General features: G+C 67.0%; 21 protein-coding genes. 4 read left to right on the top strand and 17 right to left on the bottom strand.

The window, feature by feature from the left end; genetic code table 11:
- Nucleotides 1-3: 3 nt before the first annotated feature.
- Nucleotides 4-1,176 carry a UbiH/UbiF family hydroxylase gene (locus AC07O0_RS07780; protein WP_494621626.1) on the bottom strand — a complete coding sequence of 391 codons (1,173 nt, stop codon included), beginning with the start codon at nt 1,174-1,176 and terminating at the stop codon, nt 4-6.
- 179 nt (nt 1,177-1,355) lie between these two features.
- Here AC07O0_RS07780 and AC07O0_RS07775 point away from each other — a divergent pair, with 179 nt between their 5' ends.
- From AC07O0_RS07775 to AC07O0_RS07765, 3 genes are all read left to right on the top strand, one after another.
- On the top strand, nt 1,356-2,327 hold the full coding sequence (locus AC07O0_RS07775; protein ID WP_494621624.1) for a quinone oxidoreductase family protein: 972 nt from the start codon (nt 1,356-1,358) through the stop codon (nt 2,325-2,327).
- Between the two features lie 89 nt (nt 2,328-2,416).
- Nucleotides 2,417-3,481: a hypothetical protein gene (locus AC07O0_RS07770; RefSeq protein WP_494621622.1), complete on the top strand. Its 1,065-nt coding sequence runs from the start codon at nt 2,417-2,419 to the stop codon at nt 3,479-3,481.
- Nucleotides 3,482-3,584: 103 nt separating this feature from the next.
- The gene (locus AC07O0_RS07765; RefSeq protein WP_494621620.1) at nt 3,585-3,827 is read left to right on the top strand and encodes a hypothetical protein; all 243 of its coding nucleotides are present in this window, start codon (nt 3,585-3,587) and stop codon (nt 3,825-3,827) included.
- 12 nt (nt 3,828-3,839) lie between these two features.
- Here the strand turns inward: AC07O0_RS07765 and rimO are convergent, their stop codons facing one another.
- Both rimO and AC07O0_RS07755 read right to left on the bottom strand, forming a co-directional pair.
- The gene (rimO, locus tag AC07O0_RS07760; RefSeq protein WP_494621618.1) at nt 3,840-5,159 is read right to left on the bottom strand and encodes a 30S ribosomal protein S12 methylthiotransferase RimO; all 1,320 of its coding nucleotides are present in this window, start codon (nt 5,157-5,159) and stop codon (nt 3,840-3,842) included.
- A 208-nt stretch (nt 5,160-5,367) separates the two neighbouring features.
- Nucleotides 5,368-6,531 (bottom strand): tetratricopeptide repeat protein, encoded by a 1,164-nt coding sequence (locus tag AC07O0_RS07755; RefSeq protein WP_494621616.1) that lies wholly within the window; start codon nt 6,529-6,531, stop codon nt 5,368-5,370.
- Between the two features lie 483 nt (nt 6,532-7,014).
- On the opposite strand from AC07O0_RS07755, the gene AC07O0_RS07750 reads away from it, so the two are divergent.
- Nucleotides 7,015-7,545: a hypothetical protein gene (locus AC07O0_RS07750; RefSeq protein ID WP_494621614.1), complete on the top strand. Its 531-nt coding sequence runs from the start codon at nt 7,015-7,017 to the stop codon at nt 7,543-7,545.
- Nucleotides 7,546-7,578: 33 nt separating this feature from the next.
- Here AC07O0_RS07750 and AC07O0_RS07745 read toward each other — a convergent pair whose 3' ends face one another.
- From AC07O0_RS07745 to AC07O0_RS07680, 14 genes are all read right to left on the bottom strand, one after another.
- Nucleotides 7,579-8,442: a sulfurtransferase gene (locus AC07O0_RS07745; protein WP_494621612.1), complete on the bottom strand. Its 864-nt coding sequence runs from the start codon at nt 8,440-8,442 to the stop codon at nt 7,579-7,581.
- A complete protein-coding gene (locus AC07O0_RS07740) occupies nt 8,439-8,876 on the bottom strand; it encodes an OsmC family protein (protein ID WP_494621610.1) in 438 nt (145 codons plus the stop codon). Before AC07O0_RS07740 ends, AC07O0_RS07745 begins: the two co-directional genes overlap by 4 nt.
- A 73-nt stretch (nt 8,877-8,949) precedes the next feature.
- The gene (locus AC07O0_RS07735) at nt 8,950-9,996 is read right to left on the bottom strand and encodes a sulfate/molybdate ABC transporter ATP-binding protein (RefSeq protein ID WP_494621608.1); all 1,047 of its coding nucleotides are present in this window, start codon (nt 9,994-9,996) and stop codon (nt 8,950-8,952) included.
- 12 nt (nt 9,997-10,008) lie between these two features.
- Complete coding sequence (cysW, locus tag AC07O0_RS07730) at nt 10,009-10,902, bottom strand: sulfate ABC transporter permease subunit CysW (protein ID WP_494621606.1); 894 nt, start codon at nt 10,900-10,902, stop codon at nt 10,009-10,011.
- Entirely contained in the window at nt 10,895-11,740 is an 846-nt protein-coding gene (gene cysT, locus AC07O0_RS07725) for a sulfate ABC transporter permease subunit CysT (RefSeq protein ID WP_494621604.1), read from the bottom strand. Before cysT ends, cysW begins: the two co-directional genes overlap by 8 nt.
- Nucleotides 11,741-11,743: 3 nt before the next feature.
- Nucleotides 11,744-12,781 carry a sulfate ABC transporter substrate-binding protein gene (locus AC07O0_RS07720; protein ID WP_494621602.1) on the bottom strand — a complete coding sequence of 346 codons (1,038 nt, stop codon included), beginning with the start codon at nt 12,779-12,781 and terminating at the stop codon, nt 11,744-11,746.
- A gap of 173 nt (nt 12,782-12,954) precedes the next feature.
- Entirely contained in the window at nt 12,955-14,412 is a 1,458-nt protein-coding gene (cysG, locus tag AC07O0_RS07715) for a siroheme synthase CysG (RefSeq protein WP_494621600.1), read from the bottom strand.
- On the bottom strand, nt 14,409-14,648 hold the full coding sequence (locus tag AC07O0_RS07710; protein WP_494621598.1) for a hypothetical protein: 240 nt from the start codon (nt 14,646-14,648) through the stop codon (nt 14,409-14,411). The genes cysG and AC07O0_RS07710 overlap by 4 nt, the downstream gene beginning before the upstream one ends.
- Nucleotides 14,649-14,652: 4 nt before the next feature.
- Nucleotides 14,653-15,171, bottom strand: a complete 519-nt coding sequence (locus AC07O0_RS07705; protein WP_494621596.1) for a DUF934 domain-containing protein — start codon at nt 15,169-15,171, stop codon at nt 14,653-14,655.
- A complete protein-coding gene (locus AC07O0_RS07700; RefSeq protein ID WP_494621594.1) occupies nt 15,158-16,828 on the bottom strand; it encodes a nitrite/sulfite reductase in 1,671 nt (556 codons plus the stop codon). Before AC07O0_RS07700 ends, AC07O0_RS07705 begins: the two co-directional genes overlap by 14 nt.
- A 3-nt stretch (nt 16,829-16,831) precedes the next feature.
- Nucleotides 16,832-17,185 (bottom strand): DUF2849 domain-containing protein, encoded by a 354-nt coding sequence (locus tag AC07O0_RS07695; RefSeq protein ID WP_494621592.1) that lies wholly within the window; start codon nt 17,183-17,185, stop codon nt 16,832-16,834.
- Nucleotides 17,186-17,359: 174 nt separating this feature from the next.
- A complete protein-coding gene (locus AC07O0_RS07690) occupies nt 17,360-17,854 on the bottom strand; it encodes a hypothetical protein (RefSeq protein ID WP_494621590.1) in 495 nt (164 codons plus the stop codon).
- A gap of 38 nt (nt 17,855-17,892) precedes the next feature.
- A complete protein-coding gene (locus AC07O0_RS07685) occupies nt 17,893-18,588 on the bottom strand; it encodes a response regulator (RefSeq protein WP_494621588.1) in 696 nt (231 codons plus the stop codon).
- The gene (locus AC07O0_RS07680) at nt 18,585-21,317 is read right to left on the bottom strand and encodes a DUF4118 domain-containing protein (RefSeq protein WP_494621586.1); all 2,733 of its coding nucleotides are present in this window, start codon (nt 21,315-21,317) and stop codon (nt 18,585-18,587) included. Before AC07O0_RS07680 ends, AC07O0_RS07685 begins: the two co-directional genes overlap by 4 nt.
- Nucleotides 21,318-21,319: the final 2 nt, after the last annotated feature.

Here is a 21,319-nt window from a genome sequence, read left to right as displayed (position 1 = left end):
AACTCAGCCTGCCGCGGTGCCGCCGGCCAGCCCCTGCCGCATCACCAGGCGGCGTAAGGGAGCGATCCGAGAGAGCGCGAGCAACCCAGCGCCGCGCATCAGGTCCGCCGGCAACAGATCGGTCAGCAAGGTCCGGTTGAGCGCATCGACGGCGCCGGTGCGCAGGCGCACATCCGCTTGGCGCGAGCGATCATAGGCAGACAGCGCCTCGACCTCGCCGGGATCCTCAGCGCCGGCAATGGTATCGCGCAGCGCCGCAACGTCGCGCAGGCCGAGATTGAGCCCCTGCGCCCCGATCGGCGGGAAGACATGCGCGGCCTCGCCGATCAGCGCCATGCGATCAGCTGCAAAGCGGTCAACCGAGAGCCCGCCCATCGGCACGCGCCCGCGCGGACCTGCAACCGTCATAGCGCCGAGAATCGAATGGGTCCGGCGCTCGACTTCGCGAGCGAAAGCGAGGTCGTCCATGCCAGCGAGGCGGTCCGCATCATGCGGTTCGACCAGCCAGACCAGCGAGGAGCGGCGGCCGGACATCGGCACCAGCGTGCAGGGACCGGAGCGGGTGTGAAATTCGGTCGAGGCGTCCCGGTGCTCGCGGCGATGGCTCAGGATCGCGGTCAGCGCCACCTGTGGATAGCTCCAGTCGCGCGCGATGATGCCGGCTGCCTCCCGGACCCGCGACTTGCGGCCGTCGGCGCCGACGACCAGCTTTGCCTCGACCGGCGTGAAGCCGTCGCCGGCCAGACTGACACTGTCAGCACCAGCTGTGATCTCCGTCACCGCCTGCGAGATCATGCGGATACCCGGCTCGGCTGCTGCCTTGGCTGCCATCGCCTCGACCAGCACGACGTTCTCGACATTCCAGCCGAAGGCCGGCAGGCCGAGTTCCGCCGCCTTGAACTCGACGGGCGGCTGCCGGAACAGGCTGCCGGTATCGTCGACGAGGCGCATCACCGCGAGCGGCGCCGCGACCGCGTCCAGCGTCTCCGTCAGGCCGAGCGCTTCGAGCAAGCGCCAGGAACCATCGAGCAGGGCGACAGTGCGGCCGTCGCGCGGGGCGCTCGCCTGCCCGAACAGCACGACCTCGCGCCCAGTTGCGGCGAGCGAAAGCGCGGCCGCAAGCCCGACCGCACCGGCCCCGACGATGGCGATGTCGCAATGCTGCTTGTCCGTCATGGCCTTTCGGTAACCGATGCCGGCGCCGCTGGCGAGCGCGTGCTTGCCGCAGGACGGCGGCGCCTATGCAAAATCGCCAGCACGGCTCGGCGCAGAATGCCGGCCCCGGATGCAGCGCAGCCGTTGCGCAAGCGGAAGGCAAGTCCCTATCGTTGCCTCATCGACATCAGGAGATCGCCATGGCGAAAGCTATCCGCGTACACAAGACCGGTGGACCCGAGGTTCTGCAGCTGGAGGAGGTCGCCCTGCCAGCGCCGGGGCCGGGCGAGATCCTGATCCGCAACCGCGCCATCGGGCTGAACTTCATCGACACCTATTTCCGCACCGGCCTTTACCCCGCGCCGTTGCCGTTCACGCTCGGCAATGAATCGGCCGGCGACGTGCTTGCGGTCGGCCCGGGCGTGATCGAGTTCAAGCCGGGCGACCGCATCGCCGTCGTCGCCGCGCACGGCGCCTATGCCGAGGAGCGCATCGTTCCGGCATCGGCGGTAGTCGCCTTGCCGGACAACGTCTCCTACGAGGCCGCGGCCAGCATGCTGCTGAAGGGTCTGACGGCCGAATACCTGCTCCACCGCACCTATCCGGTGAAGCCGGGCGACACGATCCTGGTCCATGCCGCAGCGGGCGGCACCGGCTCGATCCTCTGCCAATGGGGCAAGGCGCTCGGCGCGAGCGTGATCGGCACCGTCGGCAGCAAGGAGAAGGCCGAGCTTGCCAGGGCGAACAAGGCCGACCATGTCATCCTTTATCGCGACGAGGACGTTCCGGCGCGTGTCAAGGAGATCACCGGCGGCAAGCTCTGCGATGTCGTCTATGACGGCGTCGGCAAGGACACCTTCATGGGCTCGCTCGACTCGCTGAAGCCCTTCGGCCTGCTGGCGAGCTTCGGCAACGCCTCGGGCGCGGTCGAAGCTTTCAATCTCGGCATCCTCTCGGCGAAGGGCTCGCTCTACGTCACCCGCCCGACGATGAACACGCACACGGCCAAGCGCGAGACCCTGGTCGCGATGGCGAAGAACCTGTTCGAGGCGGTCGGCTCCGGCAAGGTCAGCGTCGCGATCAATGCCCGCTTCGCACTGAAGGACGCAGCCGACGCGCATCGGGCGCTGGAAGGCCGCGGCACCACCGGCTCGACCGTGATCGTGCCGTAGCTCGGCCGCGCAATTTCCGCCTGAATCGAAGGCTATACGAACTGCGGTCCGGCCCGGCGGCCGGACCGTTTCCGTTTCAGGTATCCCGCTTGCGCATCGCCAGGCTCGCCGTCACATCGATCATCGTCATCGCTCTCGCAACGGGCGGGGCAATGATCGCTCCGCCGGCCCTGCAGGGCTGGCGACTTCATCAGGCGAAAGATGATCCGGCCGAACTGTCGCGGTTGCGCCTCGATGGCGTCGCCACGGCGGATCGCCTCGCTCAAGAGATCGATCGGGCAGTTGCAGCCCGCGATCTCGATCTTGCCGAAAGCTTTGTCGCGCTCGCAGCCGAGCGCGGGACCGCCATCGCACCCGAGCAACGCGCGCGGATCGGCGTCTTGCGCGAGACTGCGCTGACGCGAGCCCTTTCCGATTTCGGTTACGGCTTCCTGGCAGGTGAACGCGAAAGCGATGCCGCCTTCGCCGGCGCGCTGGTGGGAGATATCAGTGGCTTCGGCGATTTGCGCGACCTTGCCCGCGAGGGGCGCAAGCTCGCCGGCGGAGAACAGGCGGACGAGACGGTGATGGCGCTCGCTGCCGTCGGTCTTGCGATCAGCGCAGCAACCTGGATCAGCCTCGGTGGCGGCCTTCCGGCCCGCGGCGGCATCAGCGCCGTCAAGGCAGCAAGCAAGGCGAGCCTGCTCTCCCCAGCGCTAACCGCGAACATGGGCCGCATGGCGGCGGGCGCACTCGACCGACCGGCCCTGGCGGCGAGCCTCGGCGCGGCGGCTCGCTTGGACCTTGTGGCAGCGAAGGTCGCCGCAGGTGGCATCGTCCGGCCGGCGGCGCTGGCCCGCTTCACCGCGCTCGGCCGGGATGCCGGCGCGCTCTATGCCCGAACCGGTCAGCGCGGCCTGCGCCAGGTGCTTGCCGTCGCCGAAGATGCCGGGGACGTCCGCCGGGCGGCGAAGCTCGCGGCGGCCAAGCCATCGACGGCGCGCGCAGTCCTCAAGCTGCTCGGGCGCTCGGCGCTCGTGCTCGGCGCTCTGAGCCTGCAGGCGGCCGGCTGGATGCTGGCTCTGCTCGGCTACGCATTGGCCATCGCCATGACGGCGCAGCGCCTCGGCTGGTGGCTGGGGCGACTGGGCCGCACCCGCCACGCAACCGCCTGACGGGCTGCGCTTTCTGCAGAAAAGCGAAAATTCCGAAATCGAAACGCGAAATCTGCTCTGGAACGATCAAGGAGGGAGCAACACCCCTTCCGGATCCCGCGTCATGAAACGTCATCTGCGCCGCGCCGGTCTCTGCCTCTCCTGCCTGACCGTCCTCAGTGTCGGTACGGCGCAGTTCGCGGCCAAGGCCGAGTGGGAGATGTCGCAGTCTGGATCCGCGGTCGCCGCTCCCATCGTTCGGCTGGAGCGTCCACGTCTCACCCGCCCCGTCGAGCCCAAGCGCAATGCCTGCCCGCGCTCGACCCGGCTCGTCGAAGCCGATCCGTCGCATGCTGGTCGCGCCTGAGCCGAAGCCGGCTCAGACCGCCATGCCATGCAGATCATAGGCGTCGGCGCGCTCGACCTTCACCGTGACGATATCGCCGGGCCGCAGTGGCCGGCGGCTCGACACATAGACATTGCCGTCGATCTCCGGCGCGTCCCATTTCGAGCGCCCCTTGGCGACGGTCGGTCCGGCCTCATCGATGATCACTTGAATGCGCTTGCCGACGCGCCCCTTGACGATGCGGGCTGAAACCTCGGCTTGCGTCTTCATGAAACGGTGCCAGCGCGCTTCCTTCTCGTCCTCCGCGACGAGCGGCAGGCCGAGATCGTTGGCGGTCGCGCCCTTGACCGGCTCGTATTTGAAGCAGCCGACGCGCTCCAGCTTCGCTTCCTTCAGCCAGTCGAGCAGGAAGTCGACATCGTCCTCGGTCTCGCCGGGGAAGCCGACGATGAAGGTCGAGCGGATGGCGAGATCCGGGCAGATCTCGCGCCACTTCCGGATGCGCTCCAGCGTCTTCTCGTGATGGGCCGGCCGCCGCATCGCCTTCAGCACGGACGGGGAGGCGTGCTGGAACGGGATGTCGAGATAGGGCAGCACGTTGCCCTCCGCCATCAGCGGGATGACCTCGTCGACATGCGGATAGGGGTAGACATAGTGCATCCGCACCCAGACACCCATCTGGCCGAGCTCGCGCGCCAGCTCGAAGAAGCGGGTGCGGACCTCGCGATCCTTCCACATCGAGGGCGCATATTTGATGTCGAGCCCGTAAGCGCTGGTGTCCTGCGAGATCACCAGCAGCTCCTTGACGCCGGCCTTGACCAGCTTCTCGGCCTCGCGGAGCACATCGCCGATCGGCCGCGAGACCAGGTCGCCGCGCAATTTCGGGATGATGCAGAAGCTGCAGCGATTATTGCAACCTTCTGAGATCTTTAAGTAAGCGTAGTGCCGCGGCGTCAGCTTGATGCCTTGGTCCGGCACGAGGTCGATGAAGGGATCATGCTTGGGCGGCACGGCCTGGTGCACGGCCGAGACGACGCTCTCATAGGCCTGCGGACCGGTGATCGCGAGCAGGTTCGGGAAGGCGTCGCGGATCTGCTCGGGCTCGGCGCCCATGCAGCCGGTGACGATGACCTTGCCGTTCTCGGCCATGGCCGAGCCGATCGCCTCGAGCGATTCCTGCTTGGCGCTGTCGAGGAAGCCGCAGGTGTTGACGATGACGACATCGGCGCCCGCATGGCTCTTGCTGAGCTCATAGCCCTCCGAGCGCAGCGAGGTGATGATGCGCTCGGAATCGACGAGCGCCTTGGGGCACCCGAGAGAAACGAACGAGATTTTCGGCGCGACGGCGTTCATCGGCGGCGGAACTCTGACACGGAGAGAGGAAGGGCGCGGCAAGGCCGGCGCATTGGCGCTTCCTTTGATCCTTTTTGGACGAATTTGCAAATGGGACAAGCGACAATGCGCGCTCCGGCAAGCTGATCAGCGCGAGCCCATCCCTGCTTCGCCGCTGCCGGCTTGTCGCGTCGCTTCTTCGGATAGGCAGGCGAAGGACGCTGCTCCCTCAGTTGCCGCGCCCTGCGGCACTCTTGCGCAGCCAATAGGCCGCTTGTGCAGGATCCTTCGCGACGCCCAAGCCGGTCGCATACATGTAACCGAGACGTTTTTGCGCCTCGGCCGTTCCCTGCTCGGCGGCGAGCCGGTACCATTTCGCCGCCTCGGCGTGGTTGCGGGGAACCCCGCGCTCGCCTTCATCGTAGATGAGAGCGAGATTGTACTGGGCGTCGGCGTAGCCTTGCTCGGCAGCCATCCGATACCATTTCACCGCCTCGATATTGTCCTCGGGAACGCCGTCATCGCCCTCGTCATAAAGAATGGCGAGGTTGTACTGAGCTTTCACAAGGCCTTGCTCGGCGGCCATTCGGTACCATTTGACCGCCGCGACATTGTCCTCCGGCACGCCGCTCTCACCTTCATCATAGGTGATCGCGAGATTATATTGGGCCCTGGCATGGCCTTGCTCGGCCGCGAGCTTGTACCATTTGACGGCCTCGACATTGTCTTCGGCGACGCCGGTCTCGCCGTCGTCGTAGATCAGCGCGATGTTGAAGGCGGCATCCTTGTCACCGCGAGCGGCGGCGAGCTTATACCATCGGATCGCTGCGACATTGTCCTCCGGCACGCCACTCCCGCCATTGTCATAGAGCAGGCCGAGATTGAATTGTGCCTTCAGATTGCCCTGCGCGGCGGCGAGCTTGTACCATTTGAGTGCCTCGACCTTGTCCGACGCGACGCCAGTCTCGCCGTCATCGAGGATCGTGGCGAGGTTGTTCTGAGCGGCGGCATGACCCTGCTCAGCTGCTTTCCTGTACCATTTGGTGGCTTCGGCATTGTCTTCCGGCACGCCAGGCTTGCCGTCGTCATAGATCATGGCGAGGTTGTGCTGGGCCTTGACATGCCCCTGTGCAGCGGCCTTGCGGTACCAATGGGCGGCCTGGACGTGGTCCACCGGCACGCCGTTACCGCAATCGTAGAGCATACCGATCTGGTAGTGAGCTTCGGCGTTTCCGCTTTCGGCTTGTGCCCGCCAGAGCTGCATCGCCTTGGCGACGTCGCCCTTGTCATAGGCCGCTTGAGCCTCGTTGGCGCGGCCGGGCCCCGACAGGCCCATGGCCAGTACCAGGACCAGGCCGCTGATCATGTTCGAACGCCACTGCATCTGGGGCATGCTCTGGCCCTCCTGCGGTTCAACTTGGTGGCGGGAGGGTGGTTTTCGCGCCAAGCCAAACGGACGGAGTAGCTCCGAGCGGAAGAATCATCCCGCTTGCTGCGGAGCAGATTCAGTTGCCAGCCATCGCGACAAGCCGCTCCGGATCCTGCATCCAATTGGTCGTCGCATTATCATAAAGCGAGATATCGTTTCGGCCGAGCAGCTCCGACATCACGAACCAGTTCAGCGAGGCTGTAGGTCCGGTGTTGCAATGGGAGATCGCCGGGCCGCTCGGCACCGGGCCGAACAGGGGACGAGTCTTCGGCCGGCCCCTGGAAGCTGAACAGCGGCGTTTTTTCCAGCGCTGCGAAAACCGCGGAAACCGCAACAAGGCTGGGATATCCCAACGGCGATAGGGCCGAGCAGGCCGTGCCGCTGGAAGCCTAGTGCCTAAGCGCTACGGCAGGTGCCGCCGCGCAACGCCTTTTCAGGGGGCCGGTCATGGCTACGCAGTCTCTTCGCATTTCGGGTTCGCTGTTGATCGCACTCTGCCTGTCCGCGCCGCTGGCGCCGGCTTTTGCTGGTGAAGGCGGCGGGGGTGGCGGCGGAGGCGGTGGCGGCGATGACCGCTGGGCCGTGTTCCACAACAAGCCGCAGCTCGGTCAATCGGCAAGCAGCTACGGTCATGGCGGCCGGGCCGATCGCGCTGGTGGAGCTCGCGCTGGCGCTGGCGCCATGCAGCATCAGGTCGGCGTGGCTTCGGCCGAAACGGTCCTGCCCGATGGTACGCGCATCCGCTCCGTCGGGCTCGCCAGCGGCGATCGCTTCGTCACGACGATCACTCCGGACGGCGTCGTCCGCACGGGCTTCCGTCCGGCCGGGCAACGTGCCGGCCAGCCCGGCGCCCGCAGCCGCACCACCTATAATCCGCAGACCGGCATCACCTCGACCTGGACCACCCAGGCCGATGGCACCCGCGTCGGCGTCCATGTCGACCGCCAGGGCAACCGCGCGGTCTCGACCAGCCGATAAGCGGGCGATCCGCCAGCCCTCTGGAGCCGCCGCTCAGGCGGCTCCAGCTGCGACCGGCCGCTCCGGGTCCTGCGTCCAGTCGGTCATCGAGCCGTCATAGAGCGAGACCTCCTCGCGGCCGAGCAGCTCCGACATCACGAACCAGTTGAGCGACGCCGTATGGCCGGTGTTGCAGTAGGAGATCGCCGGCCCCTTCGGCACCGGGCCGAACAGGGCGCTGAGATCTCCGGCCGGCCTGAAGCGCCCGGTCGCCGGATCGAAGGCCGCGGCGTAGTCGCGCGAGACGGCGCCGGGGATGTGCCCGGCGCGTACGGCCTCGGTCGCCTTCTCCTTGCCCTCGAAATAGCTGGCGGAGCGGGCGTCGACGAGCGTCGCCAGCTTGCTGCGCGACGCTACCAGCGTGGCGTCGGCGGTGCTGCGCAGTTTCTGCTGCATCACGACGGGGTAGGGCGATGCCGGCTCCGGTTTGGATGGGCCGGTCTCGATCGGCAGGCCCGGAGACGTCTGCCAGCCCTTGAAGCCGCCATCGAGGATCGCCTGCTGACCATGGCCGATCAGCCTCAACGTCCAGTAGACACGCGTTGCAGCGGCAAGGTCGCTGGCCGCGAGCCCGGCCGGCACGATCACGACCTTGCTCGGCGGGATGATACCGAGCCGGCCGGCCAGCTCGGCGAGATGGTCGAGCGGCGGCAGCATGCCGGGTGCATTGCCGACCTTGGCGCGCCAGCCATCGGCGGCATAGTCGCTGTGCACGGCGCCAGGGATATGGCCGGCCTCGAAGGCCTGGCGTCCGCCCTCGGCGGCAGCGCGAATATCGATGATGACGAGGCCGGGCGAGCCTAACGCCCGAGCCAGGACTTCGGGAGACACCAGCCCCGAGGTCGGGATATCCGTCATTCCGCGGCCTCCTGTTGCAGTTCGTCAATGACCACGAGCGACGTGGTCATCTCGGCGGTTGCCCCCAGCATGATCGAAGCGGAGCAGTACTTTTCCTTCGACAATGTGACGGCACGTTCGGCCTTGGCCTGCGACAGGTCGCGGCCGCTGACACGATAGGCGATATGGATCTTGGTGAAGACCTTGGGGTCTTCGGTCGCGCGCTCGGCCTCGACCTCGACCTCGCAGCCGGTCACCGCCTCACGCCCCTTCTTGAGGATCTGCACGACGTCGAAGCCGGTGCAGCCGGCAAGCCCGATCAGCAGCATCTCCATCGGCCGGATGCCGATATTGCGGCCGCCATATTCAGGCGCGCCGTCCATGACCACGGCATGGCCGCTGCCGGCCTCGCCCAAGAAGGCCATGCCCTCGACCCATTTCGCCCGCGCCTTCATGGCCGTCTCCCGTCGTCAGAACGTGTCAGGCGACAGGCATAACCCGCCCGGTACGCGAAAGGCGAGGGTGACGTCAGGCCGCAGCAAACAGATTGCCATGCGTGATGCGCAGCCGGATGCGCTCGCCGATCGCCGGGGCGACTTGGCTGGCGAGATCGACGTCGAGCCGCTTGGGCAGTCCTTCGACTGCGACCTCGGCCCGGCGCAAGGGGCCGTTGCGGCGCAGGTGCTCGACCACGCCCGGCAAGGCGAGCGGCGCATCGTCGACGATGCGCAAATGCTGCGGCCGGACATAGAGCGAGGCCGGCCCGCCTTGATTCTGGCGCAGGCCCCCGAGCACCGGCCGGTCCTGGAAGAAGGCCTGGCTGCCGACGACCTTGACCGGCAGATGATTGGCGTCGCCGAGGAACTGGCAGATGAACGGCGTCGCAGGATGGTCGTAGACGTCATCGGGCGAGCCGACTTGTTCAAGCCGGCCGTCGTGCAGGATCGCGACCCGGTCGGCGAGTTCCAGTGCCTCCTCCTGGTCGTGGGTGACGAAGACGGTGGTGTGGCCGGTACGTTGATGCAACTGGCGCAGCCAGGCGCGCAGGTCCTTGCGGACCTTGGCATCGAGCGCGCCGAAGGGCTCGTCGAGCAGCAGCACGCGTGGCTCGATCGCGAGCGCCCGGGCAAGCGCGATGCGCTGGCGCTGACCGCCGGAAAGCTGGCTCGGATAGCGCTTCTCCAGCCCCGGCAACTGGATGAGCTCCAGGAGGTCGGAGACGCGCTTCTTGATTTCCGCGGGGCTCGGCCGTTCAGCGCGCGGTCGCGATTTCAGCCCGAAGGCGATGTTCTCGGCAACACTCATCGTCTTGAACAGCGCATAGTGCTGGAAGACGAAGCCGATGCGGCGCTCGCGCAGCGAGAGCTCGCGCGTATCGGTCTCGCCGAACAGCACGCGGCCGCGCTCGGCCTGTTCGAGGCCGGCGATGACGCGCAGCAGCGTCGTCTTGCCCGAACCGGAGGGACCGAGCAGGGCGACGAGCTCGCCCGGCTGGATGTCGAGCGAGACGCCGCGCAGCGCGGGGAAGTTCTGGAAGCGTTTTTCGACGCTTTCGATGGTGACGGCGACCGACATGGGCTCTTCCACTCAGTGACGGCGGCTGGCGGCGATTGAATCCGCGAAGCGCCATTCCAGCACGGTTTTCAGGACGAGCGTGACGAGGGCCAGGCCCGCCAGCAGCGAGGCGACGGCGAAGGCGGCGGCGCCCATGTACTCGTTGTAGAGAATCTCGACATGCAGCGGCATGGTCGTGGTCACCCCGCGGATCTTGCCGGAGACGACGGCGACGGCGCCGAACTCGCCCATGGCGCGGGCATTGCAGAGCAGCACGCCGTAGAACAGGCTCCACTTCACGTTCGGCAGGGTCACCTTGACGAAGGTGCGCCAGCCCGAGGCACCCAGCGTCAGGGCCGTCTCCTCATCGGCCGAGCCAAGCGATTGCATGTGAGGGATCAGTTCGCGGGCGACAAAGGGAAAGGTGACGAAGATCGTCGCCAGCAGGATGCCAGGCACGGCGAAGATGATCTTGAGGTCGTTGGCCGCGAGCCAGGGGCCAAAATAGCCCTGAGCGCCGAAGAGCAGCACGAAGACCAGGCCCGAGATCACCGGCGAGACCGAGAAGGGCAGGTCGATGAAGCTGATCAGCAGGCTCTTGCCGCGGAACTCGAACTTGGCGATCGCCCAGGCGGCCGCCAGTCCGAAGATGACGTTGAACGGCACCGCGATCGCCGCGATGAGCAGGGTCAGCCGGATCGCCGCCAGCGCGTCGGGCTCGAGGATCGCTTCGCGATAGGCCTGCCAGCCGCGCGCTCCGGCTTCGACGAAAACCGAGATCAGCGGCAGGAAGAGGAACAGGCAGAGGAAAGCGAGCGAAATGCCGACCAGCAGGAACTGGACGAGCCGGGATTCGCCCTTGATGCGCCGGGCCGCCCGGGCAGGCGCGAGATCCTCGATCTGGTAGGGCAGGCTGGCGTCAGACATCGCCGAATCTCCGCCGCGCACTGGCCTGGATCAGGTTGACCAGCAGGATCAGCGAGAACGAAAGCAGGAGCATGATCGTCGCGACCACGGCCGCTCCGGCATAGTCGAACTGCTCGAGCCGGATCACGATCAGCAGCGGCGCGATCTCCGACACCATCGGCACATTGCCGGCGATGAAGATCACCGAGCCGTATTCGCCGACCGCCCGCGCAAAGGCGAGCACGAAGCCGGTCAGCAGCGCCGGCAGCACCGGCGGCAGCAGCACGCTGAAGACCGTGCGCCAGCGGCTGGCGCCGAGAAGGGCCGCAGCCTCCTCGATATCGGCCGGCAGCTCTTCCAGCACCGGCTGGATGGTGCGCACCACGAAAGGCAGGCCGATGAAGATCAGCGCCACCATCACGCCGAGCGGCGTATAGGCGACCTTGATGTTGTAGGGCGCAAGCAGCCCCCCGACCCAGCCATTCGGTGCATAGATCGCCGCGAGCGAGATGCCGGCGACCGCCGTCGGCAAGGCGAAGGGCAGGTCGACCGCCGCATCGATCAGGCGCTTGCCGGGAAAATCGTAGCGCACGAGGACCCAAGCGAGGATCAGCCCGAAGACCGCGTTGACCGCCGCAGCGAAGAACGCGCCCCCGAATGAAAGCTTCAATGCCGCCAGCGTGCGCGGTGAGGTCGCTACCGCCCAGATGTCAGCCGGACCGGCGCTCGCCGCCTTGAGGAACAAGGCGGCGAGGGGAATGAGCACGATCAGCGACAGCGCCGTGACGGTGATGCCCAGCGCCAGGCCGAAGCCGGGCAGGATGCTGGGCTCGCGCCAGCGGGAGACCGTCGCCGTCATGGCTTACCGGGCCGGCTTGTAAAGCTGGTCGAAGGTGCCGCCGTCACCGAAATGGGCCGGCTGCGCCTTGGCCCAGCCGCCGAAGCTCTCGTCGATGGTGACCAGCTCGACCTTCGGGAAGCGGGCGATGTCCTTCGGATCGGCGGCTTCGGGATTGCGCGGGCGATAGTAATGCTTGGCGATGATCGCCTGGCCCTTCGGCGTGTAGAGGAACTCGAGATAGGCCTGCGCCTCGGCCCGGGTGCCCTTGGCGTCGACATTGCCGTCGACCACAGTGACCGGCGGCTCGGCCAGGATCGAGAGCGAGGGCACGATGATGTCGAACTTGTCCTCGCCAAACTCCTTCAGCGCCAGAAACGCCTCGTTCTCCCAGGACAGGAAGACGTCGCCGATGCCGCGCTGGGTAAAGGTCGTGGTGGCGCCGCGCGCGCCGGTGTCGAGCACCGGGACATTGGCGAGCAGCTTGCCGATATAGTCGCGGACCTTGGCCTCATCCTTGTTGAAGGCCTTCTCGGCATAAGCCCAGGCGGCGAGATAGTTCCAGCGTGCGCCGCCCGAGGTCTTCGGATTCGGCGTGATGATCTGGACGCCCGGCTTCACCAGGTCGCCCCAGTCCTTGATCGCCTTGGGATTGCCCTTGCGGACCAGGAAAACGATGGTCGAGGTGTAGGGCGAGGAGTTCTGCGGCAGGCGCTTCTGCCAGTCGAGCGGCAGCTTCTTCGAACGCTCGGCGACCGCGTCGATGTCGCCGGCGAGCGCCAGCGTCAGCACATCGGCATTGAGGCCATCGATCACGGTGCGGGCCTGCGCGCCCGAGCCGCCATGCGATTGGCGGATCGTGCTGATCTTCTTGGCGTTCTTGCCGTTCCATTCAGCGATGAAGGCCGTGTTGATCTCGCGATAGAGCTCGCGGGTCGGATCATAGGAGACGTTGAGCAGCTCGGTCTGGGCGCGGGCGCCGCTGATCACGCCGAAGCACAGGGCGAAGGCTCCGAGCGTCAGGCCGGCCTGCAGCAGGCGGTGAAGTCTCTGTCGCGTCATCTCAGTGCTCCGTGCTGAACAGTCGAGAAGACCGCCGAAACGGTTCGAAACTGTTCTGAAAAACAAACAGAACGTACTGAATTGGCGGTCATCGCTCAACTGGTGGCGGCAGTAGAGCCCTTCCAAACTTTTCGCGCCAGAGAGAAAACGCATCTCCGGCAGTTTGGTTCACGTCAGGCTTGAGCCAATTTTCCACTTGCCGCCGCCGGCAGGGCGGCACCCATGGCATGGCCGATCAGGACGAGGACAGGACCCCGGCTCGGCAGCTCGCCAAGCCGCTCTGGCAGCTGCGCAATCGAGCTGGCGATCCGCGTTTCCGCCGGAGTGGTGGCGCCGAGCACGGCGATCGCCGGCGTCGCCGGATCGAGGCCGGCGGCGAGCGCCTTTTCGCGGAACAGCGGCAGCGTGGCACGCGCCATATAGAGGGCCGTCGTCGCAGCTGGATCGGCGAGCGCCTTCCAGTCGAGATCCTGCGGCAGCTTGCCGTCGCGGGCATGGCCGGTGACGAATTGCAGCCGGCGGGCATGGTCGCGATGGGTCAGCGAGAGGCCGAGCGAGGCCGCCGCACCCTGCGCCGCCGAGATGCCGGGCACGATCGCGACCGGGATGCCGGCGCGGTGGCAGGCCTCGATCTCCTCGCCGGCACGGCCGAAGATGCCGGGATCGCCGCCCTTCAGCCGGACCACATGCTTGCCCTGGCCGGCGAGCGAGACCAGCATCGCGTTGATGTCGTCCTGCTTCACCGCCGGGCCATAGCCTTGCTTGCCGACCAGCATGCGCTTGGCCTCGCGCCGGGCGAGTTCCAGCACGCCGGCAGAGACGAGATCGTCATAGAGGATGATGTCGGCGCTCTGCAGCGCGCGGATCGCCTTCAGTGTCAGCAGCTCCGGATCGCCGGGGCCGGCGCCGACCAGCGTGACCCGGCCGTTCGGCGTGCCACCACGCTCGATCTCGTCGAGCACGGCGGAGAGGCTGTCCCGGTCGCTCTCGTCGGGCCGGCGCTGCGGCTCGGCGAGGGCGCGGCTGGTGAAGCGCTCCCAGAAATCACGGCGCAATGGGAAGGCGAGCTCGCGCGCCTTGACCATTGGGCGCCAGTCATGCGCGGCCTGGGCCCAGGACTTGAGGCCCGCCGGCAGCATCGCCTCGATCTTGGCCCGGATCGCTTGGCCGAAGACGGGCGCGGCGCCGTCCGTGGAGATCGCGACCACCAGCGGCGAGCGGTTGACCAGCGAGCCGAAGGCGAAATCGCAGAATTCAGGCTTGTCGACGACATTCACCGGCACGCCGATCTGGCGGGCGGCGGCAGCGAAGGCCTTGGCCTCATCGAGGGAATCGATGTCGGCGATGGCGAGCGCGGCGCCGTCGAGATCATCAGCCTGCCAGGCGCGCGGCAGCACGGTGACGGAGCCGGCCGGCGGATCGGAGGCGAGGCTCGCGAAAACCTCCGGCTGGTCGCCGGCGAGGATCAGCAGGTTTGAACCCGCAGCGGCCAGCAATTCCGCCTTCCAGAGCGCGCCTTCGCTCGCACCTGCGAGCACCACCTTGCGCCCCTCCAGCTTGTGGAAGAGCGGCAGGGTCGCGAGCCGGTCGATCCGGCGCGGGGCGATTGTCTCCGGGCGTCTTGCGCTCATCTTTGCGTCGCTACGGCCTTCACATCGGGTTGCACCCGGCTATCGCCCGCAGGTGGCACGAACAGCCACAGACCGGCAAGCACCAGGATGATAAGCCGGAAGCAAAGATCGAACCAGCGCTCGCGCGGGCCGGGAGCGGAGTGACTCAGGGCGTCGTTCAACACGGCCTCCTCCCATTCATCGTCGCTATGGCGATCGGCCGGCCGCCGCAGGCTGGTCTGGGCCGAACCGTGCATCGTCTCAGCCCGCCGCTGCATGCTTCAGCCGGGCCGAGCGGCGCCGGTCGAGGATGTTGCCGCTGTCGCCATAGCCGCGCTGATAGCCATGGCTGATCTGGCCGAGCGCATTGACCCATTGCTCGACCGGCTGGCGCGCGGCGCTCGCCTCAGGCAGTTCGACCTCGTCGAAGCCGCAGGCGATGGCATAGGCGAACTGGTCGACGATCAGCGGGCCGCTGGCGCGCAGAGTGCCGGTGAAGCCGTGATTGCGGATCAGCCGCGCCAGGCTGAAGCCGCGTCCGTCGCCGAAGGAGGGGAAGCTGATCGCGATCAGCGAGAGCTGCCGCATCAGGAGCTTCAGCTCGGGAATGCGGACGGTGTTGGGGATGACGACACCGATGCGCTGGTCGCGCGTCTTCTGCGCCAACGCCTCCGGCAACACTGCCCAGTCGACGAGCGCATGCGAGAGGTTGTCGATCGCAGCGCCTTCGCTGCGGGTCCAGATCTCGGCCTTGGCGCCGTGACGATCAAGCAACGGCATGGCTGACCTCCTGGAAAGCCGCCTTGAACGGCGCGAGCCCGATCCGGCGGACATTGTCGATGAAGCTCTCGCCGGCCTGGCGCTGCGCCAGATAGACCGAGACGATACGCTCGATCGCGTCCGGCACGTCCTCGGCGGCGAGGCCGGGGCCGAGGATCTCGCCGATCGCCGCGTTCTCGGTCGCGTCGCCGCCGAGCGTGATCTGGTAGGATTCGATGCCGCGCTTCTCCAAGCCGAGAATGCCGATATGGCCGACATGGTGGTGGCCGCAGGCATTGATGCAGCCGGAGATCTTGATGTTGAGCACACCGATCTCCTTCTGCCTGATGGGGTCGGCGAAGCGCTGGGCGAGCGCTTGCGCGATCGGGATCGAGCGGGCCGTCGCCAGGGCGCAATAGTCGAGGCCGGGGCAGGCGATGATATCGGTGATCAGCCCGGCGTTCGCCGTCGCCAGCTCAGCCTCGCCGAGGCGCTGCCAGACCGCGAACAGGTCGGACAGCTTCACATGCGGCAGGACGAGGTTCTGGGCGTGGGTGACGCGGATCTCGGAGAGCGAGAACTCATCAGCCAGATCGGCGACGACGCGCATCTGCTCGCTGGTGGCATCGCCCGGAGGCGCGCCGATCGGCTTCAGCGAGATCGTCAGCGCGGCATAGCCCGGCTGCCGGTGCGGCGTGAGATTGGTCTCGACCCAGCGGGCGAAATCGGGATTGCCGGCCCTGGCCGCCTCGAAGGCACCGCTGGTCGCCGGAAGCGTCTCATAGGCCGGCGGCGCGAAGTACGCCGCAATGCGCGCGACCTCGGCCGAATCGGCATTGACGGAGGGACCGTCGAGCCGGGCGAACTCCTCCTCGACGCGGCGGGAGAATTCCTCGGTGCCGATCTCGTGGACGAGAATCTTGACCCGGGCCTTGTACTTGTTGTCGCGGCGGCCTTCGAGATTGTAGACTCGCATGATCGCCTCGAGATAGGCGAGCAGGTCGGCCTTGGGCAGGAACTCGCGCACCACCTTGCCGATCATCGGGGTGCGGCCGAGGCCGCCGCCGACGATGACCTCGTAGCCGATCGCGTGAGTGTCCGGATGGCGCAGGATGCGCAGGCCGATATCGTGCGCCTTGATCACCGCGCGGTCGTGCTCGGCGCCGGTTACCGCGATCTTGAACTTGCGCGGCAGATAGTCGAACTCGGGATGCAGGCTCGACCATTGCCGGATCAGCTCGGCGGTCGGGCGCGGATCCTCGACCTCGTCCTGGGCGACGCCGGCGAAATGGTCGGCGGTGACGTTGCGGATGCAGTTCCCGGACGTCTGGATCGCGTGCATCTCGACATCGGCGAGCAGGTCGAGAATGTCCGGGATGTCGCGCAGCTTCGGCCAGTTGAACTGGAGATTGGTGCGCGTGGTGAAATGGCCGTAGCCGCGGTCATAGCGCTCGCCGATCAGCGCGAGCTGGCGCATCTGCTTCGACGACAGCGTGCCATAGGGCACCGCGATCCGCAGCATATAGGCGTGCAGCTGCAGATAGACGCCGTTCTTCAGGCGCAGCGGCTTGAACTCGTCCTCGGTCAGCGAACCGTTCAGCCGACGACCGACCTGGTCGCGGAACTGCGCGACGCGCTCGCGCACGAAGCGTTCGTCGAATTCGTCGTAACGATACATGCGTCAGGCTCTCAGGAATGCTTGGGCGAGCGGCAGGTCGGCCTGCTTGCCGAGATCGCGCCGGATGCTGGGGCCGGTCGTCTTCATCCGCTCGCGGTAGTGGCGCGGCACCGGCACGCCGTCCTCGATCGCGACATCGACGAGATAGGCGTCGACGACCTGCTGGTTGCCGAGTTCGGCGGTGGCGAAGGCGTCGAGGCGGTCTGCGGTCGCATCGTCGTTACCGACCAGCGCCGCACCGGGATCGCGCGACCAGTGCAAGCCATTGGCATCGCCCGCCGCGAAGACGACATCGCCGTCGAGCAGGTCGTTGGCCAGCAGGATCACCGGCAGGGCAGGGCGCTTGGCGGCAGCCATGAATGATGCTCGCTACGTTCGCTATTCCGAACGTTTTACATAAAGCACGAGCCTTCGAGCATCAATTCACGCCGGGTAGTGTGATTTTTCTTATTCCCGTTCAAAAAGAGGAAATCTCTCTTCACGGTGGTTCGGCGGCCGAAATTCGGGGAAGCATTTTCTCCGGCAGAACTGTCAGCGCACCCCGCAGGACTGACTCAACCTGCGCAGTGCCGGCCCGACTCCCTTGAGCGGGATCACGTCATAGCCCTTCTTGAGGCCCTGCTGGCGGATACGCAGCGAACGGCCGTTGGACAACACCGCGAACATCTCGCCCTCCGCGCCGACCACGCGGTAGGCACCGCCGAACGGCCCCGACGTGTCCTTGAGATTGAGCGGAAAGTCGCGGCCATCGATCGCAAGAGTGATCGGTCCTTCCGAGAGCACGCCAGGAATGTCGAGATAGAGCCCGAGCCGCTTGTCCGCCTCGCAACGAATGAAGGCACAGGACCAGGAATCATCGGTCATCGTTGCAGAGCAGCCCTGGATGGCACGCTTGCTCTCGCCGTCGAAAATGCTCGGCTTCCACTCGGCTGCGGCTCCGCCGATCGCAGCAACACCAAGCAGCATGCCTAGGATCACAACCCGCACAGTCGCCTCACAGGAGTCATGGCCGAACGGTAGGGACATGACCCTGCCGCGACAAGACGACAGCGGGATGGCCAACGTCAGACTAAGCCACCGAGCCGATAACCCACGCCCGGCTCGGTTTCGATCAGCTTCGGCTCGGCCGGATCATCCTCGAGCTTCTGCCGGAGCTGCCCGACGAAGACGCGCAGATACTGCACGTCGTGCTCATGCGCCGGGCCCCAGACCGCAGTGAGGATCTGCTTGTGAGTCAGCACGCGGCCATTGCCCTGGGCCAGGCAGGCGAACAGGTCGTATTCCTTGGGCGAGAGCTTCACTGCCACGCCACCCTTGTTGATCCGGCGATTGACCAGGTCGATCTCGACATCGCCGACCTGCAGCGCCGGCTCCGAGCCCTGACGTTCGAGGCGATGGCGCAGCGCGACGCGCAGGCGTGCCAGCAATTCGCCGACGCCGAAAGGCTTTTCGACGTAGTCGTCGGCGCCGGCGTCGAGCGCGTCGATCTTCTCGGTCTCGCGGTCGCGGGCCGAGAGGATGATCACCGGCCCGTCATAGAAGGCGCGCGCCCTGGCGAGCGCCTCCTTGCCGTCCATGTCGGGCAGGCCGAGATCGAGCACGACGGCGTCCGGTGGCTTGCGGGCGATCTCGCGCAAACCGGTCGTGGCGTCGTCGGCGCGGATCGGCTCGTAGCCGGCGGCATCGAGCGCGGGCCCTAGGAAACGGTGAATCTGCGGCTCGTCGTCGATGACGAGGATGCGCGGGCGAAAGGCGGTCATGATTGCGAACTCTTACTCTCTCCGCCCGCGGCGTCCTTGCGCAGGCTGATCAGGATGCGGGTGCCGCCCTTGCTGCCGTCGGGGCGGTCATGGATCGGGCTGGCGGCGGCGATGCGCCCGCCCATGGCCTCGACGAAGCCTTTGGCGATAGCGAGGCCGAGGCCGGCCCCCTTGCCGCGCTCGCCGCCGCGGTCGATCGATTCCTCCAGCCGCCTGAACTTTTCGAAGACGCGCTCCAGCTCGGCGGTCGGGATGCCACGGCCCTCGTCCTCGATCGAGATCACGACATTGCCGCGATCCTCATAGGCCGCGGCCTCGATCAGCGCGCCGTCCTCGCTATAGGCGATGGCGTTCTCGAGAATGTTGACCAGCACCTGCTCCAGCAGCCCGGGATCGGCCCGAACCAAAGAGAGCTCTGCCGGAAAGTCACGATGGACCCGGCGCTGGCCGAGCCGACGTGACACGCGTGAAAGCGCCGATGCGATCACGTCGCGGACATCGATCCAGTCGCGCCGCGCCACCAGCGCGCCACCCTCGAGCCTGGTCATGTCGAGCAAATCGCCGACATAGCGGTTGAGCCGCTCGGCCTCCTCGCGGATCGAGAGCAGGAGATCGTCGCGCACCGCGGGCTTCATGCCATCGCCATAGTCGATCAGCGTTGTCGCCGAGCCGAGCACGGTGGCGAGCGGGGTACGGAGATCATGGCTGACCGAATTGAGCAGGGCGGAGCGCAGGCGGTCGCTGCGCCGCAGCGCCTCGGCATCGACGGCGGCGGCGGCGAGTTCGGCTCGTTCGATCGCGATCGCGCCCTGGTCGAGCAGCGCCATGGCGAAACGCTCATTCTCGGCCGTTGCGAGCGCCTTCGGCTCGAAGCCGACCACGCCGGAGCGGGCGCGTACACCCTGCAGCGGCCGGAAGGTCCAGGCCACGTTCGGCAAGGTGCCGGTGCCGGCACCGGCGGGCTCGCCGCGATTCCAGGTCCAGCGTGCGGCGGTCATGTCTGCTGTCGAGAGCGCTTCGAGCTCGGGGGCGCCCGCGCTGGCAGCGATCTCGCCGTCGACCGGCAGCAACACCACGACCTTGCCGGAGGTCGCGGCCGAGACCTGCTCCGCCAGAATTGCCGCGACATCCTCGCGCCGCGCCGCAGCCGAAAGCCGGCGGCTGGCAGCGAGCAGGGCGGTGATCGCCGAAGCGCGCCGTGCCGTCGCCTTGGCCTGGTCGCGGATCCGCCCGGTCAGACCGCCGGTCGTCAGCGCCACGGCGAAGAAGACGAGGAAGGTCAGGACATCGGCCGGATGGCCGATCCAGAAGGAGAGGCGCGGCTCGAGAAAGAAGAAGTTGTAGGCGAAGGCGGCGAGCGCAGCCGCCGTCACCGCAGGCCAAAGCCCGAAGATCAGGCCGGCGCCGAGCACGCTGACCATGAACAGCATGGCCAGGTTGACGTTCTCGACGCGCTTGTCGATCAGCGCCGCCAGGCCGATCGCGACCCCGACCATGGTGATTGCGCCGAGATGGTTGAGCCAGCCCGGTCGCGGCCAGACGATGACAGGCGTCGCCTGTCGCACTGGTCCGGTCGTCACCTCCGTGATGATGTGCAGCGCCGCGCCGTTCTGCGCCTTTAGCAATTCGGGAGCAAGGGAAGGTCTGAACCAGGCTCGCCAGCCCTTGCGATGCGATTTGCCGACGACGATCTGCGTGACGTTGTTGCGCCTGGCATAGTCGAGCACGGCGCCGACAAGGTCGTCGCCATTGAGCACGACACTGGCGCCACCGAGCTGCTCGGCCAGCTTCAGCGCCTCGGCGAGATGTGCGCCCTGTCCTGGATCAGGCCCGCCGCGGTTCGGCCGTTCGACATGGGCGACCGTCCAGGGCGCATCCATCATCATGTCGGAGAGGCGCCGGCCGGCGCGCACCAGCGACCCGGCCATCGCATCGGGGCCGATCAGCACCAGGATGCGCTCGCCTGCGGCCCACGGCCCCTCCACCCCGGCGCGCTTCATCGCCTGGCTGAGCTGGTCGTCGACCGTCTGGGCCGCGCGCCGCAGTGCCAGCTCGCGCAGCGCAGTCAGATTCTCCGGCTTGAAGAAATTGCCGGCGGCGAGCCGCGCCGTCTCAGGCACGTAGACCTTGCCTTCCTCCATACGCTGGCGGAGTTCCGTCGGCGTGATGTCGATCAGCTCGATCTCGTCGGCGCGGCTGAGCGCGCTGTCCGGCACCGTCTCGCGCTGGCGCACGCCGGTGATCTTCCAGACCACGTCGACCAGGCTTTCGAGGTGCTGAACGTTCAGCGTGGTCCAGACGTCGATGCCAGAATCGAGCAGCTCCTCGACATCCTGCCAGCGCTTGGGATGGCGGCTGCCGGGCGCGTTGGAATGGGCGTATTCGTCGACCAGCAGCAGCCTCGGCTTCAGCGCCAGCGCCGCGTCGAGGTCGAACTCCATCATCAGCCGGCCGCGATGCTCGAGCGGCCGGCGCGCCATCACCTCGAGCCCGTCGAGCAGCTCTTCCGTCTCGCTCCTGCCATGCGTCTCGACCACGCCGACAAGCACCTCGCCGTGCTCCTCCACGACGCGCTTGGCCTGGGTCAGCATCTCGTAGGTCTTGCCGACCCCGGGTGCCATGCCGAGAAATATCTTCAGCCGGCCGCGCTTGCCGCGGCCGGCTGAAGCCAGCAGGGCGTCGGGGTCCGGCCGCCCTGCCTCTCTGAATTGGGATTCGTCTGTTGCCATCG

It is taken from the genome of Allobosea sp. GW821-FHT10B12, from assembly GCF_059415545.1.
This window is presented reverse-complemented; position numbering and strand designations above follow the sequence as displayed.